This window comes from Chryseosolibacter histidinae, from assembly GCF_018598225.1.
Lineage (GTDB): Bacteria > Bacteroidota > Bacteroidia > Cytophagales > Cyclobacteriaceae > Chryseosolibacter > Chryseosolibacter histidini.
Window position 1 is genome coordinate 138,471 of record NZ_JAHESF010000006.1, and the last position, 17,586, is coordinate 156,056.

At 50.3% G+C, this 17,586-nt stretch carries 13 protein-coding genes; 3 read left to right on the forward strand and 10 right to left on the reverse strand.

All coding sequences use genetic code 11. The annotated features are described in order from the left end of the window. Positions 1-277 precede the first annotated feature (277 nt). Positions 278-631, reverse strand: a complete 354-nt coding sequence (locus KK083_RS08200) for a winged helix-turn-helix transcriptional regulator (protein WP_254162348.1) — start codon at positions 629-631, stop codon at positions 278-280. 117 nt (positions 632-748) lie between these two features. Between KK083_RS08200 and KK083_RS08205 the strand changes: the two genes are divergently transcribed. After that, complete coding sequence (locus KK083_RS08205) at positions 749-1,636, forward strand: NAD(P)H-binding protein (RefSeq protein ID WP_254162350.1); 888 nt, start codon at positions 749-751, stop codon at positions 1,634-1,636. A gap of 75 nt (positions 1,637-1,711) precedes the next feature. On the opposite strand, the gene KK083_RS08210 is transcribed toward KK083_RS08205, so the two are convergent. After that, the gene (locus tag KK083_RS08210) at positions 1,712-2,419 is read right to left on the reverse strand and encodes a YiaD family glycine zipper/OmpA-like lipoprotein (RefSeq protein ID WP_254162352.1); all 708 of its coding nucleotides are present in this window, start codon (positions 2,417-2,419) and stop codon (positions 1,712-1,714) included. Between the two features lie 189 nt (positions 2,420-2,608). Between KK083_RS08210 and KK083_RS08215 the strand changes: the two genes are divergently transcribed. Next, positions 2,609-3,226 carry an SGNH/GDSL hydrolase family protein gene (locus tag KK083_RS08215; RefSeq protein ID WP_254162354.1) on the forward strand — a complete coding sequence of 206 codons (618 nt, stop codon included), beginning with the start codon at positions 2,609-2,611 and terminating at the stop codon, positions 3,224-3,226. Between the two features lie 333 nt (positions 3,227-3,559). Further along, positions 3,560-8,356 carry a Kelch repeat-containing protein gene (locus KK083_RS08220; RefSeq protein ID WP_254162356.1) on the forward strand — a complete coding sequence of 1,599 codons (4,797 nt, stop codon included), beginning with the start codon at positions 3,560-3,562 and terminating at the stop codon, positions 8,354-8,356. A gap of 214 nt (positions 8,357-8,570) precedes the next feature. Here KK083_RS08220 and KK083_RS08225 read toward each other — a convergent pair whose 3' ends face one another. The 8 genes from KK083_RS08225 to KK083_RS08260 all read right to left on the reverse strand — a co-directional run bounded on the left by KK083_RS08225 (position 8,571) and on the right by KK083_RS08260 (position 17,538). Further along, complete coding sequence (locus tag KK083_RS08225) at positions 8,571-9,443, reverse strand: DUF808 domain-containing protein (RefSeq protein WP_254162358.1); 873 nt, start codon at positions 9,441-9,443, stop codon at positions 8,571-8,573. Positions 9,444-9,601: 158 nt separating this feature from the next. Then, the gene (locus tag KK083_RS08230; RefSeq protein WP_254162360.1) at positions 9,602-10,036 is read right to left on the reverse strand and encodes a hypothetical protein; all 435 of its coding nucleotides are present in this window, start codon (positions 10,034-10,036) and stop codon (positions 9,602-9,604) included. A 65-nt stretch (positions 10,037-10,101) separates the two neighbouring features. Continuing rightward, positions 10,102-12,387 (reverse strand): glycoside hydrolase family 65 protein, encoded by a 2,286-nt coding sequence (locus KK083_RS08235; protein ID WP_254162361.1) that lies wholly within the window; start codon positions 12,385-12,387, stop codon positions 10,102-10,104. Between the two features lie 42 nt (positions 12,388-12,429). Next, positions 12,430-13,086 (reverse strand): beta-phosphoglucomutase, encoded by a 657-nt coding sequence (gene pgmB, locus KK083_RS08240; protein ID WP_254162362.1) that lies wholly within the window; start codon positions 13,084-13,086, stop codon positions 12,430-12,432. 129 nt (positions 13,087-13,215) lie between these two features. Next, the gene (locus KK083_RS08245) at positions 13,216-14,184 is read right to left on the reverse strand and encodes a carbohydrate kinase family protein (protein ID WP_254162363.1); all 969 of its coding nucleotides are present in this window, start codon (positions 14,182-14,184) and stop codon (positions 13,216-13,218) included. A gap of 88 nt (positions 14,185-14,272) precedes the next feature. Then, positions 14,273-15,214, reverse strand: a complete 942-nt coding sequence (locus KK083_RS08250; protein WP_254162364.1) for an ROK family protein — start codon at positions 15,212-15,214, stop codon at positions 14,273-14,275. Beyond that, positions 15,192-16,385, reverse strand: coding sequence for a DUF3179 domain-containing (seleno)protein (locus tag KK083_RS08255; RefSeq protein WP_254162366.1), 1,194 nt, complete (start codon positions 16,383-16,385; stop codon positions 15,192-15,194). The genes KK083_RS08250 and KK083_RS08255 overlap by 23 nt, the downstream gene beginning before the upstream one ends. Positions 16,386-17,136: 751 nt before the next feature. Continuing rightward, positions 17,137-17,538, reverse strand: a complete 402-nt coding sequence (locus KK083_RS08260; RefSeq protein WP_254162367.1) for a TerB family tellurite resistance protein — start codon at positions 17,536-17,538, stop codon at positions 17,137-17,139. Positions 17,539-17,586 lie beyond the last annotated feature (48 nt).

A 17,586-nucleotide genomic window follows, 5' to 3' on the forward strand; every position in this document is an offset into this window, starting at 1 on the left:
GCAAACATTACATTTGGAATAGCCATGGGGTTGCATCATGGCGCAACGTCAGGGGTAGGTCATAATCCGTTTTTGCCCTGCCTACATCGTATGCATGAATAGTTCTTAGTTGGCTTCAAGCCAGCGGATGGATAATAACAAGCACAATCGCATTGTGAAAAATACCTCGCCCGCGATCAGCTTATCAAAAAAGATGGGCGCATGAATGCCTGTTAGCGCCTTTGTTTTTTTTGCTCACGCGCAGAGAACACACCCTGAAGTGGCGCTTGTCGAACTCTCAACGGCCAGTGGCCACGTCGCTTTGTATGTTAAAAAGATGTTCGTTGCCCCAATCTCTCATCTGGCTTATGACCGGTTCGAGCGATCTTCCTTTCGCCGTTAAGAAATACTCTACCCTTGGCGGGATCTCGGGATAGATCCTGCGCTCGATGATCCCGTCGTTTTCCAGCTCGCGAAGCTGCGAGGTCAGCATCTGTTTGCTGATGTCTTTCAGCATCATGCCCATCTTCCCAAACCGGTTGATATCATTGAATATCAGGTACAGGATCAGGATCTTCCACTTGCCTCCAATCACCTGCATGGTCGCTGTCACAGGACAGTTCTGAACATTTCCGAGTGCAACCTTATCCATAACTATTTGATTATCAATAATAGTATGATTTTAAAGACTAGATCAGTAAATTATAACTACATACAAAATAAAGACCAAGTGATTAGAATTGCAAGACAAATGCAAAACAAATCAGCTATGAAAACTTATGTTATCACCGGATCCATCGGTCACATCAGCAGGCCTATTGTCGAGGGATTGATAAAGGCAGGCAAGGAAGTAAGCGTTATCACGAGCTCCAGCGAGCGCGTGGCGGAAATTGAAAAGTTAGGTGCAAAGGCCATTGTTGGCAACGTACAGGATAGTGGTTTTGTAAGATCAGCGTTCAAGGGTGCTGACGTGGTCTACACGATGATCCCCCCGATCTGGCAAACCGATAACTGGCGCAAGTCAATGAATGAGGTAGCCAAAAATTATACTGACGCCATTGTTGCCAACAACATCCGTTATGTGGTTAACCTGAGCAGCATGGGCGCTCATGTTGGCAATGGTATGGGGCCTGTGGATGGCCTGTATGACTTCGAACAGATGCTCAACAAGATCGAGCGGCTCAACGTGCGGCATCTGCGTCCCTCCTATTTCTACTACAATTTTCTCTCACAGGTTGGTCTGATCAAGCAGGCTGGGTTTATGGGCGCGAATTATGGCGATGAGAACGAGAAGATCTTCCTGGTGCATACCCGCGACATTGCCGCGGCCGCCCTCGAAGAGCTGCTGAACCTGAGCTTCCAGGGTTCCAGCGCGCGATATATTTTCGGCGATGAACGCTCGGGAAAAGAAGTGGCGCAGGTTTTGGGCAAAGCCATTGGCAAAGACCTGAACTGGGTTGTGTTCACTGATCAGCAACAAAAAGAAGGATTGCTGCAGGCAGGTCTTTCTGAGACCCATGCCCGGAATTTTACCGATATGGGCAGGGCCATACGCGAAGGTGTGATGCAGGCCGATGCCAGGGAACACAAACCTGCTCAGGCAAAGACCAAGCTTGAGGATTTTGCCAGCGAGTTTGCGCAGGCCTATCGTCAATAGAATCATAAAAAAAGAGGGCGGTCTTTTATGGGACAGCCCTCTTTGTCTTATTGTGTGCCTGATCAGGAAACGCTTTTACTTGTTTTCGGAGGCGGAAACTTCGCCCAGCTCACCTTTCTCTGCTTTCTTCTTCAGTTTGTCATTGGCGAAGATGGCCACTTCTACCCTGCGGTTCTGCTGACGGCCGTAGTCTGTATTGTTATCACCTACAGGCTGGTCGGGGCCGTAACCTTCGTTGGTGATCCGTTTGCTGGCAACACCGAGCGACTCGAGGTATTTTGAAACTGATGCTGCACGGTCTTCCGAAAGCTTCATGTTATGCTCGCGCGAACCGGTGATGTCGGTATGGCCTTCGATCAGGATGTTGGTGTCCTTGTATTTGTTCAATGTCTCGGCGAGGTCTTTCAGGTTGGTCATCGACCCTGCGCTCAGCTGCGAAGAGTTTACGGGAAACTGGATACCTTCGCGGAAGGTGATCTTGATACCTTCGCCCACACGTTCGATCTCCGCTCCTTCGAGGTCTTTGCGCAGCTCTTCAGCCTGCTTGTCCATGTAGCGGCCGATGCCGTAACCGGCTGCACCGCCAACCACTGCGCCCAGAATCGCTCCCATGGCCGTATTACCAGCAGCTTTACCGATGGCCGCGCCTGCAGCGGCACCACCTGCAGCGCCAATATAAGTTCCTTTCTGCGATTTGCTCATGTTTTTACAAGCGCCCAGCAGCAAACAAATCGCCAGCAGTACGCTCATAATTTTACCTGTACGGTTTGATATTTTTTTCATAACACAATATTTTGTTTCAGAATGATTTTAAAAAACTATGCCGGGCTTAAATGCAAAAAATGCAGAACGCAAAGGCCCTCTGCGACCTCTCTGCGCCTTCCGCGGTTATGCATTTCTTTGCATTTACCGTATTTTTAAAATATGAAAATCTGTTGCTTATTGCTGCTTCTATCCCTTACCCCTGCCCTTATGGCTCAAACGACCGGTTCTCAAACCAATAGAAAATTTCTTGCGCTGGGAGACTCGTACACCATCGGTGAAAGTGTAGCGGAGCATGAGCGGTGGCCTCTGCAGTTGGCTGAAGCCTTGAGAAAAAAAGGAGTTGCCATTGCCGCGCCCCACATCATCGCCACTACGGGCTGGCGAACGGATGATCTCAAACGTGCCATTCTTGCCGCTAATCCCGCGCACGATCAGGGACTGGTATCGCTGCTCATCGGCGTCAACAACCAGTACCAGGGAAAAAGCGCTGTCAGCTATGCGCCGGAATTTGAAGAGCTCCTGAACATGGCCATCGCCTTTGCGGGGAACGATAAGTCTAAAGTGTTTGTGGTCTCCATTCCCGACTATGGCTACACACCTTTCGGAAAAGAAAAGCAGGAGTCTATCAGCAAAGCGATCGATGAATTCAATGCCGTGAACCGGTCGATCACGGAAAAGTATGGTGTGCAATATTTTTACATTACCGATATCTCCAGGAAAGGTTTTGACGATCCCGCATTGGTTGCTCAAGACGGACTGCATCCCTCCGGCAAAATGTATGCGGAGTGGGTCAAGCTCATCGCGCAGGGTTTGACATTCCCGTAGCGCAACCTCGGTCACCATGCCAATCTTCTTTCAAGCCAAGGATATTGCAAACGTTTCCGGATTTTGCATCGTGCACGGGATATATCTTCGACATTCGAATTTTTTTTGTTCAATATTCGACACTCACTCTTCATACAACCCGCAAGCCTATGCGGCGCTCTGCCACAACATTCTGTGTAAGGTCCACACCACAAGCCTGTTAGTAATACAGGTACTGATAAAGGAGTATAACCTCAGAGGGTAATATTGGCTATGCAATAGCGGAAATGGAACTACTGGTTGTCTGTAGTTTGCCGGCTTGATTTATACCCATTTGCAAACCAGAGAACTCCAATGAGAAAGTTTTATCTTTTGTTTTTTACTGTGCTTCTTTATCAGGCGTGTTTAGGTCAGTCTGTGGATGCGACATTTCAGGGCGCGGTCACTTACACAGTCCCCCCTGATAATGCAATATACCTTCCTGATGGAAAGTACATTATATGGAACGACGAATATGCGTCGTTTATAAAAGTGAACGGGCAGACAAAGCGGGGAATTGTACGCTTTAATGCTGACGGCACCATTGACAATACTTTTCAATCGGGCGCCGGAGTAGTGGGCAATGGTACCGTTACGAGTGTTGCCAGACAAAGCGATGGCAAATTGATCGTTGTCGGAAAATTCTCTTCTTATAATGGCCAGGCGGTGAGCAGTCATGTTATCCGTTTGAATGCTGACGGAACGATCGACAACACTTTCAATCCCGTCATTAAGTTCAATGACTTCGGAGACACCAAAAAAGCTTATGTACAGCCTGATGGTAAGATCCTTGTTACAGGGCCCATGATCACCATTGGCGGGGCCGATGATTTTGAACGGCTCATACGTCTTAACGCAGACGGAACCCGTGATCAGACTTTTCAGGCCGAGAACAACTTCTCCGGCATCAACTCACTCGCTTTTCAGTCAGATGGAAAGTTCATCATGGCGGGCACATTCACTACCGTAGGGACCACCACAGTGAACAGGATAGCCCGGTTCAACACCAATGGAACGCTTGATAACACTTTCAACACCGGAACGGGGTTTGATGCTGTGATCTATGAAGTTAAGGTGACTTCTACCGGGCGGGTGCTTGTGGCAGGATCTTTCACCACTTTTAACGGAACTGCCATGAAATACCTGGTGGCGCTGACCAGCACCGGATCCGTAGACGGCGCCTTCACACAAAACGGTACACCCAACGCGCCGGTCCAGGGCCTCGCCTTGCAGAGCGACGGGAAGATCCTGATCGCAGGACAGCTCTCATCACTTAATGGAACCGCCGTAAACAAATTGGCCCGCTTACAGGTTAACGGCGCAGTGGATGCCACTTTCGCCACCAACATCGGTACCGGCCCCAATAGTGGAACGTTCCTGACCTTTGCAACCGTGAATGCCGAGGACGACATTTTGATCCTGGGATACTCTTCCTTCACAGCCTTCAACGGCCAGAGCCGAAGCAGCATTGCCTTGCTGGAAAGTACCGGCGTATTGAAGGGTACATCAGCGGCGCTTACGCTCGAGGCAGCGGCGAGCGTCGATAAGATTGTGCGCCAGGGAAGCCAGATCCTCGTTGCCCACTCAGGCACTATGGCGAACGGGCTTGTATCACCTGGCTTTGAGCGAATGAATGCAGATGGCACACTGGATGCCACCTTCCGCTCGGGTCTTCAGGTTGACGATAATGTCCTCGCGATCTTCATCGACGCTAATGGGAATATTATCATCGGAGGTAATTTCACCACGTACAAAGGTGTATCGGCTGGGCGCATCGCCCGGCTTAATGCCAGTGGAACAATCGACAACACATTTCGAACCAATACCGGCACCGGCTTCAACAGTCTGGTCTACGCCATTGCTCAGCAAGGTGACGGCAAGCTTATCGTGGGTGGCTCATTCGGGGCTTTCAACGGGGTAACCAGGCGCAACCTGGTACGTCTTAACACCGATGGTACCATCGACAATACCTTTAATGCGGCCAACGGGTTTACCGGCGGCGTAGTGCGGGAGATCAAGATCCAGTCAGACGGGAAGATCCTCGTTGGCGGTGAGTTCACTTCATTTGCAGGCAACACCATCAAATCGCTTGTTCGATTGAACATCGACGGCACGTTAGACAATACCTTTGCCATCGGTACAGGCTTTGAGCGCGAAGCCGGCGCTGCCAGCGGTATCTATGCCATCCATGTAATTGACAATGGACAAATTCTGGTGGGCGGATCATTCGACAGAGTGAACGGTTCAAATGCGGGCCAGTATTATGTAAGACTTAACAGCAACGGTACGCTTGATACCCGACTGAGTGGCACAGGGTTTTTCATTGTCGACACTTTCTTTAAACTCGACAACGGAAAGATCCTGATCGCGGAACGAGAATACGGCCTGAGCCTGCTCAACAGTGACGGCACAGTCGATCCGTCTTTTACGCCGGTGCCGCTGAATGGAATTTCATCGAGTATAACAACTGTAGGTGATAATATTTACTGGGGAGGCACCATGAGTCTGGTTGATGGAGTGCCGGTTTCAGGTATTGCAAAAGTCAAAATGCCCGCACCCCCTGTCAAACCTTCTAATGTCAATTTTACCGTGGCAAATATGAACCAGGTGAATATCTCCTGGGCCGACAACGCAACGGATGAGACCGGTTATGAAGTTGACCGGTCTGTAGGCAATAATCAAAGCTATACCCGCATTGCCACACTGGCTGCGAACACCACGCAGTATGCAGACAATACAACGGAAGCCGACAAGACCTACTATTACAGGGTGCGTGCCAAAGGTCGCAATACTTACTATTATTCTGACTATACCGCAGACAGGGCTGTTGCTTACGGCGAAGGTGGTACCTGGATGCTGAAGCAGGAGTTCAGCGGTCCAGCCCGTACAGATGCCGTTGCCTTTGGATTAGGACAAAAAGGTTATGTGGGTACAGGCCTTACAGGAGCGTATGCCCTTGACATGAGGGCGTATGATCCGTCAACCGATACCTGGACGACAGCAGCTGCCTTCGGTGGCTCCATTCGCGCGGAGGCCCTGAGCTTTGTCATTGGTACCAAAGCGTATGTGGGCCTGGGCGAAGATGGATTTGGCCCTGACAAGAAAAAGGATCTCTGGGAGTACAACGATCAGACCAACGCATGGACCCAGCGCGCGGATTTCCCCGGCACCATCCGAAGAAATGCCATAGCATTTGTGGTGAATGGAAAAGCTTATGTAGGTGGTGGTATTGATGACACCGGAAGGAAAAATGATTTTTATGAATATGATCCTGCCACCAATACTTGGTCATCGGTTGCAGCCTTTCCCGGAGAAGCACGTGAAGGTGCCGTGGCTTTCAGCATCGGTGGTGATGGTTATGTAGGTACTGGAAGGACCGCTGCCGGAAGAACAAAAGATCTCTGGAAATATACCGCGGCCACCAACACATGGACGCGGGTGGCTGATTTTCCCGGTCTCGCCCGCGAGGAAGCCGTTGCCTTTGTGATCGATGGTAAAGCTTATGTCGGTACCGGTGACTCAGGAAAAGATGAAAAAGATTTTTACCGCTATGATGCTGCCACCGATGCATGGACAAAGGTTGTTTCATTTGGCGGCTCGGCGCGCGCTTATGCCACCAGCTTTACCGTTGGAACCAAAGGTTACGTAGCCACAGGCTTTGACGGCAGCAACCTGAAAGATGTATGGGAATTCGCAGCCATGACCATCCAGCCCACACCTTCAGCGCCTTCCGCGTTGACCGCCACGACGGTATCAAGCACAACGATCGATCTGAGCTGGACAGATAACACAACGAATGAGACCGGTTTTGTGCTGGAGCGCTCAAAAACGGATGAGAGCAACTACACCGTCATTGCAACGCTTAACGCAAACATTGTCTCCTATTCTGATAACAGCCTGACAGCCAACACCAGATATTATTACAGGATAAAGGCGATCACGGCCGCAGCCGGCGCTTCCCCTTATGCGGCAGCCGTCAATGCCACCACTTTGAACGTGCCACCACAGGCGCCGACAAACCTTGCAGCCACAGCGATCTCTCATACGCAGATTCGCCTGACCTGGACTGACCTGGTAACAAATGAGGCACAGTTCGTGATCGAGCGCGCACCTACTGAGACGGGCGACTTCGTGGAAGTGGGAACTGTGCAGGCCAACGTCACGTCGTTTTACAACAACGATCTTGCAAGCACCACCACTTATTTCTATCGGGTGAAGGCGAAAAACAACGGAGGCAGCTCTGCCTATACGGCCACTGCGTCTGCCACTACGCTGGTTTCACCGGTAGCCGCTCCCAGCAACCTGACGGCTACGGCCCTGATCGGCCCGCCGATGAAAGTAAGGCTCGAATGGATAGACAATGCTGATAATGAAACCGGATTCCACTTGCAACGCGCGGTCAAGGGTACTGAAAACTACTTTGTCATTGCGACTCTGGCTGCCAACACCACCAGCTACGATGATGCCACAATAACCGAAGCGGCGTCGTATACCTACCGTGTGAGGTCGCTTAAAGGTGCTGATTATTCAAGTTTCACCGCGCCCGTCTCCGTAACTACGCCTCGCACGATCCCCTCAGCCCCCTCACAGCTTACGGCGGTGCTGGATGAGAACATGACGATCGCTCACCTGCAATGGGTGCGCAATTCATCAAACGAAGACGGCTTTGTGATCGAACGCTCGATCAATGGTGGCCCTTTCACGGAGCTCGCCACTGTAACAACACTGGTATATGAAGACAAAGATCTCACTAAGTCACTGACTGTGAGCTACCGGGTATACGCCTACAATACGTCTGGAAAGTCTGCAGCATCCAATACCGCTTCGCTGGTGACTACCGGCATCGAAGAAGACGCGTGGCATCATACGCTGGCCATCTATCCCAACCCTGTAAAGGACGCTCTGACCATCGAGATCAGCAATGCTTACAGGGGCGATGTGCAGTTCTCGTGGTACAACCTGCAGGGCCAGGTGATCAAGTCTTACACCAAAACAAAGACAACCCAGACAGAAAGCTATGTTGTCAACGCCAGGGAGTTCAATGCAGGTGTGCTGATGTTGAAGGTCACCATGGGCAATCGTACGATGACCCGGAAGGTAGTGGTACAATAACAGATTTGAGATATGAGATTTTAGATGTGAGACTTGAGACGGTGGATATTTCAATACCGTTAAAAAGGTAAAAAAGAAAAGGGTGCTTTAGAGCATCCTTTTTTTGCTGTCGTTTGGTAGTTATGAGGATCAGGAGTCTATTTTTCAGCGGGCCAATCACTCATATGAAATTGCCAGGGAACTGGCTATCCGGTAACTGGCAACTGGTAACCAGCTACTGAGCGCGCTTGAATAACGAAAACACCTTTTTACCTGCTGTCACTACTCCTACCGCGAGCAGTCCTGCGATGAAACCGGCGGCAAATTCTCTTGCCAGCAATGGCCAGTGTGATAAAATGTGATGGAGATATTCAATGTTGTGAATGAAAATGCCTCCGGAAACCAGCACGAGAGCGATGGTGCCGACAACGCCTAAAACTTTGATGACCACCGGTAGCGACTTCACCAGCAGATGCCCCAGTGCCGATAGCAATCCACGGTCGTCAGAACGTTTGATGAGTTTATAGCCGGCATCGTCCATTCTCACGATCAGCGCCACGAGGCCATACACGCCAACGGTTGCCAGGATAGAGACCACGGCGACTGTTATGATCTGGATGGGAAGGCTTTTATCCAAAACAGCCCCCAGTGCAATGATCACGATCTCCAGGGAAAGGATAAAATCAGTAGTGATGGCAGACCTGATCTTCTCTTTTTCAGACTCACTATTGTGTTCTTCATTCTGCTCGATAACCTCATGGCCCTTTTTTGAGCGGTGAAAAAGGAATTCGATGATCTTTTCAACGCCTTCGTAAGCCAGGTAGCCCCCTCCCAGCACCAGGGCCGCTATGATGGCTATCGGAAAAAATGCATTCAGCAGCAGTGCGATGGGAACAATGATAAGCTTATTGATGAAGGAGCCCTTCGAGATCGCCCACAGCACCGGTAATTCGCGTGAAGCCAGAAAGCCTGTTGCTTTTTCAGCGTTCACGGCCAGATCGTCGCCTAATATTCCTGCCGTTTTTTGTGTTGCTACTTTGCTTGCGGTGGCAACGTCATCCATCAATGCCGCCACATCATCTAAAACTGAAAAGAAACCAGATGCCATATTCTCTCTTGCCGAACACCAACTCCCTCATCTAATTGTATGCCCCGATGAGCGAGTGTGGAGCCGTCCTTTAACCTATTTTGTTATGTCAGCAAACTAAGGAATTTGTGAAGAGACGGCAAAATATGGCGGCAGGTTTTACAACTCTACCGGGAATGTTACCTATCAGAACAATCTGGGGCAAAGTCAGTTAATAACGCGCGATCTAAAACCTGTAACAACTCGCTAACATCTTTGTCAGATGATTTATAGCCACCACTTTTGTTAACATAGTCAAAGGCGCCTACTATATACAGTAAGAAGCATTTTTTGTCGTTGTTTGAATCATCACCGTCTGCACAGTATTTGATATCATACTTAAGGTGTTGTCCATTCTCCTGGTATGTTAGTGAAGCCCAATAGCAGGCATCACCTTTTTCTCCTTTAACAGTATCTGTGTTTTCCAATGACCAACCATTGGAAGCGTTGATCCGCGCAGTTAATTTCTCTTCAAAAGACGCTTGGGAAGTAGCAAAATGATATTCCTTAATGCTCGGAAAAGTTGAGCTTATGCCGATGACGAAATAGAGCATGTACCCCACTACAACGATCACGGGTATTATTACCAAAAGCCGAGGCAGTTTCATTAAAATTTTTACTAAGACTGTCCGTCGCCTCTCTACTTCAGCATCACCTTCTCATCTTTCAGCCAGATCTCCATGGGGTCGCCTGATTCGAGCCTGGTCTCGGTGCCGTCTTTGCTCACTTTTATTTTGACCACCCGGCCTCTGAACTCGAGCCTGAAAGAGTATGATTTCCATTGTTCGGGGATGAACGGACTGAAGCAGAGCTTTCCATCTTTTACGCGCATGCCGCCGAACCCTTTTACGAGGCTCATCCACGTGCCTGCCATGCTGGTGGTGTGGCATCCGTCTTCGGTGTCGTTGTTGTAGTCGTCGAGGTCAAGCCGCGCGGTACGCAGGTACATTTCGTAAGCTTTCTGCTTGTAGCCCAGCCGTGAGGCGAGAATGGCATGCACGCAAGGTGACAAAGATGATTCGTGCACGGTCATGGGTTCATAGAAGTCGAAATTCTTTCGCAGCGTCTCGGGTGAGTATTTGTCTTCGAAAAAGTACAACCCCTGTAACACATCAGCCTGCTTGATGAAACACGAGCGCAGGATCCTGTCCCACGACCATTTCTGGTTCAGGGGACGGTCTTCTTTCTTCAGCTCGCTCACGCTCATCAGCTCTTTGTCGAGGAAACCGTCCTGCTGCAAAAAGAGGCCACGGGTAGTGTCTTCGGGGTAATACATTTTTTCAATAATGTCTTTCCACTTCGCCACTTCGGTCTTCTCATCGAAGCTTGTACGTTTCAGTATCTCGCTGAACCTGCTTTCGTCATCTTTCTTCACAAAGCTGAGCGCGTGTTGCGTGTACTCGAGTGTCCACGTCGCGAAGGTGTTGGTGTACCAGTTGTTGTTGACGTTGTTCTCGTATTCGTTGGGGCCTGTCACCCCGAGCATCACATACTTGTTCTTATGTGACGACCAGTTGACACGTTGCGCCCAGAACCTGGAGATGGCGATGAGCACCTCGAGGCCATATTCAGTAAGGTACTTTTCGTCTCCCGTGTAACGGATGTAATCGAAGATGGCGTAGGCGATGGCGCCATTGCGATGGATCTCCTCGAAGGTGATCTCCCACTCATTGTGGCACTCCTCTCCATTCATGGTCACCATGGGGTAAAGGGCAGCGCCGCCGGTGAATCCAAGCTTCTGCCCATTCTCGATGGCCTTCTGCAGATGTTTGTAACGATAGACCAGCAGGTTCCTGGCCACTTTCTGCTCCGCGGTTGCCATGTAAAAAGGCAGGCAGTAGGCTTCGGTATCCCAGTATGTGCTTCCGCCGTATTTTTCTCCCGTAAAACCTTTAGGTCCGATGTTGAGCCTTTCATCTTCACCCGTATAGGTCTGCGTGAGCTGGAAGATGTTGAAACGGATGCCTTGCTGGGCAGCGATATCGCCTTCGATGGTGATGTCGCACGCTTCCCACTTGTGCGCCCATACGTTTGAATGTTCCTCGAACAATTTCTCAAAACCTTTGTTGTAAGCTTCGTCCAGCACCTTGCTGCAGTTTGCTACGAGGGATGCCTTCGCGTGGTTCTCAGATGAGAGAATGGCCGCGTATTTGTAAATGACGTTCTCCTTACCTTCTTCCAGGTTGAGCTGGATCACGTTGCCGGCAAATTTCTCGCGCTGCTCGAGGTTGATCCTTTCGGGCTGCGCTTTTTTTCCGTCGGTCTCGATGGCATAACGCATGCCGGTGGTCACGTGGAATAAGGTCTTTTTGGTCTGCGCGGTAACGATGGCTTTTCCTTCGGAGGCTTCCTTGTAGACCTCTTCCCAGAACTTTTCGTCGTAGTTGGAATCTTTGTTCACTACGTCTGCATCGACGTATACCGAGATCACCGCTTTGGCGGAAAAGTTCAATGCTGTGATGGCGTAACGGATGGCACCGATCTCGCCGTGGGCCATGCTGCAGAAGCGCCGTGAGTCGACACGCACTTTCTTGCCATCAGGAAACGTGGCTGCAAAGCTCCGCGAAAGCAGGCCTGTTTTCATATCGAGCACGCGTCTGAAGTCTTCGGTCTTGCATTTGGCGAGGTCGAGCTTCTGGTTGTCAATGCTGATGTGGATGCCGATCCAGTTCGGGGCGTTCAGTACTTTTGCAAAATATTCCGGGTATCCATTCTTCCACCACCCCACGCGCGTTTTGTCGGGATAATATACGCCGGCCACGTAGCTGCCCCGCAATGTTTCGCCTGAGTATTCCTCTTCGAAATTGGCACGCTGGCCCATGCGCCCGTTGCCGATGCTGAAAACACTTTCGGAGATCTTGTTATAATGGGGATCGAACCCCTCTTCAATGATCCGCCATTCGTGGTGCTTGAGGTAGTTTTTCATACGAACTGTAAACTTGAAACTTTAAACCTGAAACTTGAAACCTTAAACCTGAAACTCTTCCAAAGCCGAGATCTTAAATTCTCCGGTCTTTGATATTACCTTGTTAGCCTTGTGCAGCTGCTCCGACGAGCCAACGCCCACACACTTCATGCCCGCGGCCAGCGCTGCCTCCACTCCTGCTTCGGCATCTTCGAACACCACACAGTCTTTCGGCTCAACGCCAAGCTTATGCGCAGCCAGCAGAAAGATCTCGGGATGGGGTTTGGAGTGCGTGATCATGGTGCCATCCACTACGGCATCGAACTCGTTCTGGATATGAAGGAGCTGGATCACGGTTTTGGCATTTTTGCTCGCAGACGCCAGCCCGATTTTTATTCCCTTGCCTTTCAACTCATGGATCAGCTGCTTTACACCGGGAAAGATCTCTTCGGGTGCCATCCGTTCGACGTAATCTACAAACCAGCTGTTCTTGCGATTGGCCATCTTTTCTTTTTCATGATCGCTGAGCGTAATACCGCCCAGTGACAGAATGATCTCCAGCGAGCGCATACGGCTCACACCTTTCAGCCGCTCGTTCTGCTGCTCCGTAAGATCGACGCCCAACTCTTTGGCCAACCTCTTCCACGCCAGAAAATGATAATGGGCCGTATCAACTATTACACCATCCAGGTCAAAAATAACCGCCTTAACAGGATTCACAGGATTTTTACCAGGATTAATTGGATTTTCGGGATTCACAACTGGTTAGTTTAAAGTTTGAAGTCTAAGGTTGAAAGTTGGGAGCACTAACTTTAAACGTTAAACCTTTAACTTGAAATTTTTCGAGCTTCAAAAATACGTTTCCTGGATTAGTTTGTTTGTTTCTTCGAGGGACTTAAATACTGCAAACGTTTTCCCTTGCGTTCTGAGGGCTCCTAGGGCATTGCCATAGCGAACGGCCTGGATGTAATCTTTCGGGTCTTGCAGCAGCCCAAAACCGATGCCGCCTGCAAACGAATCGCCACAGCCGGTAGTATCGATCACCTGCGCAACCTTGACCGCCGGCACCATCTGCTCTACCAGCTTACCGCGCTGGCGGAAGTACACCATACATCCCCTTGAGTCCATGGTGATGTACACACATTTCACACCCTGGTCCAGGCAATGGCTGGCGAACTCGCGCATCTCGGCTTCGCTGATCTCTGTGGAGAAATCCTGGCGCTCGTATTCTTTCTTGAACCATGAGGCTTGCGCTTCTTCGATGTTCATTTTCAACACGTCGATGTAGGGAAGCCACTGATCGCGGTCTACCCAGAATTTGCGCATGCGCTCGCCATTGAAAAGACAGGCGGTGGTAGGTCCGTGTGCGTCAAAGATGATCACACTGTTGCGGCTTTTTTTCTTCAGGAACTTCAGGGTATCGAGGGAGATCTCATAATCGCTGATGGGTATGAACACGAACACATCGCAGCCGATGAGCGGCTCCACATCTTCCGGAAGGATGGGATCCATAAAACCGGTCTGCCGTTCAAGGCGGTTGTTCACGTCAACAAACCTCAGGCTGATGATATCGCCCTGGTCGTTCTTTGACGTGACCTGGCTGAGGTCCACGCCCTGGTATCCCTTGAAGACCTCTGTAACGTTATCGAGGTCTACCCGGCGCACATGCGAGACAGGGAATATTTCAATCCGGTCGCCGGCCATTACGGACAAGGCGATCACCGGGTGAGTAACACATCCCCATTTCTGGATCAGGTCGCCCTGGTGGGTAACGATATGATCGCGGGGAATAGGGCCAACAATTGCGATTCGTTTCATGTGTTATGATGTTTGATTTTATAAAAAACACATGGAATATCCAATACGATACAGATGCACTCAGTGTGTGGATATTTCATAACCTGGCTTAAGAATTGACAAGGAACGCGGCGCCGAAAACACCTGCGCTGTCGCCCAGCGAAGGCCTGATGATGCGGGTCTCGAGCCTGTTGTTGAACACATATTTGGCCACGGCATCGCGGCCACGGTCATACAACAGATCGATGTTGCCTACGCCACCGCCGATCACCACCACATCCGGATCGAGTATGTTGATGACCACGCTGAGCCCAAGCCCGAAGTATTCGATCAGCCTGAGCATGGTCTTCTGCGCGGTTGGGTCTACTTTCGACTCGGCCAGCGCCACAATATCTTTCAGCGGTTTTTTATTACCGGTCTCGCTGAAGTAGTAACGCTCGAGTGCCGGCCCGGAGATCACTTTCTCCACGCATCCCGACTTGCCGCAGTAGCAAGGTCCTCCCGATTCATGCAAAAAGTTATGCCCCCACTCTCCGGCGATGCCCTGCAGCCCGATGATGGCTTTTCCATCGATCACGATGCCGCCCCCCACACCGGTGCCCATGATCACGCCAAATACCACCCGCGCTTCGGGGAACTGTTCTTTGACAGCGCCCATCAGTGTTTCGGCCAGCGCAAAACAGTCGGCGTCATTCGCCATCTCCAGCTTCACATCCAGCGCCTTCTCCAGATCTTTTTTGAGGGGCTTCCCGTTCAGGGCTACCGTGTTGCAGTTCTTCATGGTGCCGAGCTTCGGATCGAGCACGCCGGGTGTGGCAATACCTACCCGCGCCGGTTTCAAACCTGCCTCCTTCTGCATCATGTCAAACAGTTTTTTCGCCTGCTCCAGAATGTGATCATAACCCTGCTCCGCTTCCGTTGGCACCCTGTCGCGGAATAACACTTCAGGGTTTTTAGCCGAGCGCAAAATGATCCCCTCTATTTTTGTGCCTCCCAGGTCGATACCCCAGAGGCTCTTCTCGTCAACCTTATTTTTTTTCTGCTTGCTCATGGTATTGTGTTGTCTGCGGTCTGAAGGTTTTCCACGAGTGCCAGAACTCCTGGTATGATTGTATACTTTTGAGCTGCTTTCCTGCCAGCGGGCCTTCCGTGCTCAGTCCCTGCCAGTTCCAGTACGATCCTGTGGGCAGGTCTTTGAGCTGTTGCCGTGCGGGGTCCCAGCCAAACTGAAGGGTGTCACGGTTCCATACAAAGAATGAGGCGCTGTCAGCAGCCACGGCCACCACCAGCGGTGTTTCGTTCAGCGTATCGTTGATCACCTTCTGCCGCAGCAGGTCGTTCCAGTCGTAAGCCCGCGCCTGCATGCCCAGCTGAACACCTACAACCCACGACTTGTCTTTCCACGAAAGTGAGTCTCTTTTCTCCAATCCGCTTTCGATCGTTCCTTCGTCAAACTCCTTGAGATCGGCGTACGCCATGTTGAAGGTGGTATCGGGCTGCATGATCAGGGAGCCGGGATGAAGCTCGAGCCATGCCTGCAGCGTCATCTGTGATGAAGGGATCTCAGTGAGGAAATTTCCTTTCTGCGGGCCTGCAACAGCCTCCCCATTCACCTGCCGCCACCAGCTTCCGGTGCTGGCATCTTCGAACATGGCGTTGAAGTGATCCATGCCCACGAGGCGGAACGTTTCGGTATTATTTCCCACGGCCGGGCTATACACTCTGCCCGTTCTGCATACCGTGCAATAGGTGACCATAACCGGTACGTTGCCTACGGTGTCTCTCACCTGGTGGTGATAGCCGATCACTTCTATGGGATAAGCTTTGGCGGCACCATCGATGCTCACCCCCAGCACCAGGTCACGGGGTGCGATCTTGTTTGAAGCAGAATCGGCAAAGACCTTGTTCTCAGGCTGATAGAACATCTTATCGGCAAGAAAGCGGAAGTTGAACATGTAAAAAACGTAGATGTACACCACCAACCCGAGGCCGGCGAGTACCTTGGCCTGTGTGCGGCCCGTCCAGAAAAAAGTGATGGTAGGAAAAAGGATAATGAGCCACCCGATGAACCTGAAATAGAAGATGTTGTTATGCAGGAAATAGGCAATGTCTATGGTTACAGATCGCTGGCTGCCGGGAAAAGGCATAATAAAGTAGACCCTGAGGATCTCAATTGCCAGGAGTATGATGAGGCCTGCGATGAATTGTGCTGTTTTAAGCATTTACTGGTGAACGGTTTATTGGGTCTTAAAATACGTAATAGACGGGAGATTTGAGACATAAAATGGTTGCCGGTTACCAGTTGCCAGTTACCGGTTTCGTGCGGTGTTGAATTTCACACCTGTGCTTCGTGGCAAGAGGCCTCGACAATACCCGATGGTGAAAACTGTACCTGCTCAACCGGTAGCTGGCAACTGGGAGCAAAAAACTTCAACGAAGGAAAAGTTTATTTGAGTTAAAAATGTTAACTTATTAGTAGATAAAGAGGATTCTCCGTAACGGTACTGAACTCAAATACCAAGTTAACGGTATGGTATTGCCGCTTCGTTCCTTCTACTTTTCGGAAGTTTTACCGGGTTGCCTTCCCTCTCACCACGGTATATATAACAGCAGTAGATTGAAAGTTTTAGGTTAATGTTTACCCCGTCTCGCTGAGTTCTGCAGATGATCATCTTCGCGATGATTATCTGCCAGCTCAGTGTATCAACGGAGGTTCACCCAACGATACCTTTTCAAATCGGTCTATAGGTAAAAAGTGGCTTAATTGGTTTTGGCGGAGTCTCTCAGACCGAAGACTCCGCTTTTCTTTTTGAACAGTCCACAGACGACGGTCCACAGTCCACAGTTAGAATAGTGCTGATTTAAAGTTTAAGGTTTAAAGTCTAAGGTTGCGAGCGCAAATTCAAAGCTGATTCCATATAAGTGTGGGCGGAATTGCCGTGGACTGTCGACCGTGGACCGTGGACTCTTAAATTAGCTCATATACTTCCTGAAGATCGCCATGATCTCTGAAGGCAGGGCGTTGATGGCACCTTTGGCGATCACATGGTCGATGATCTCCGAGACGGCGTTGGGGTGAAGGCCCATTTTTACACCGAGGTTGAAACAATACTTCTTCTCGGCTTCACTGACAGAATTGTCGATCATGATGATAATGGCAAGCCGGTGGAATACCGAAAACAGCTTGTACTCCTTGTCGGGCAGCTCCAGCTCCGGCTCGCTCCCGCTGAAATGTTTGATCTCTTCCGGATTCACCCCCAGGTGCTCGGCCACTTTGTTGATGTAGGTCATTTCCAGGGTGCTGAGCTCGTTGTCGGCACACGCCAGGTGATACAATGCTTTTAAATGTGAGATCTTTTGCTGATGGGTATCCATTAGGGGGTTGTTGTTTTAATGCGTAAAGGTGCAAATTAATAGAATATA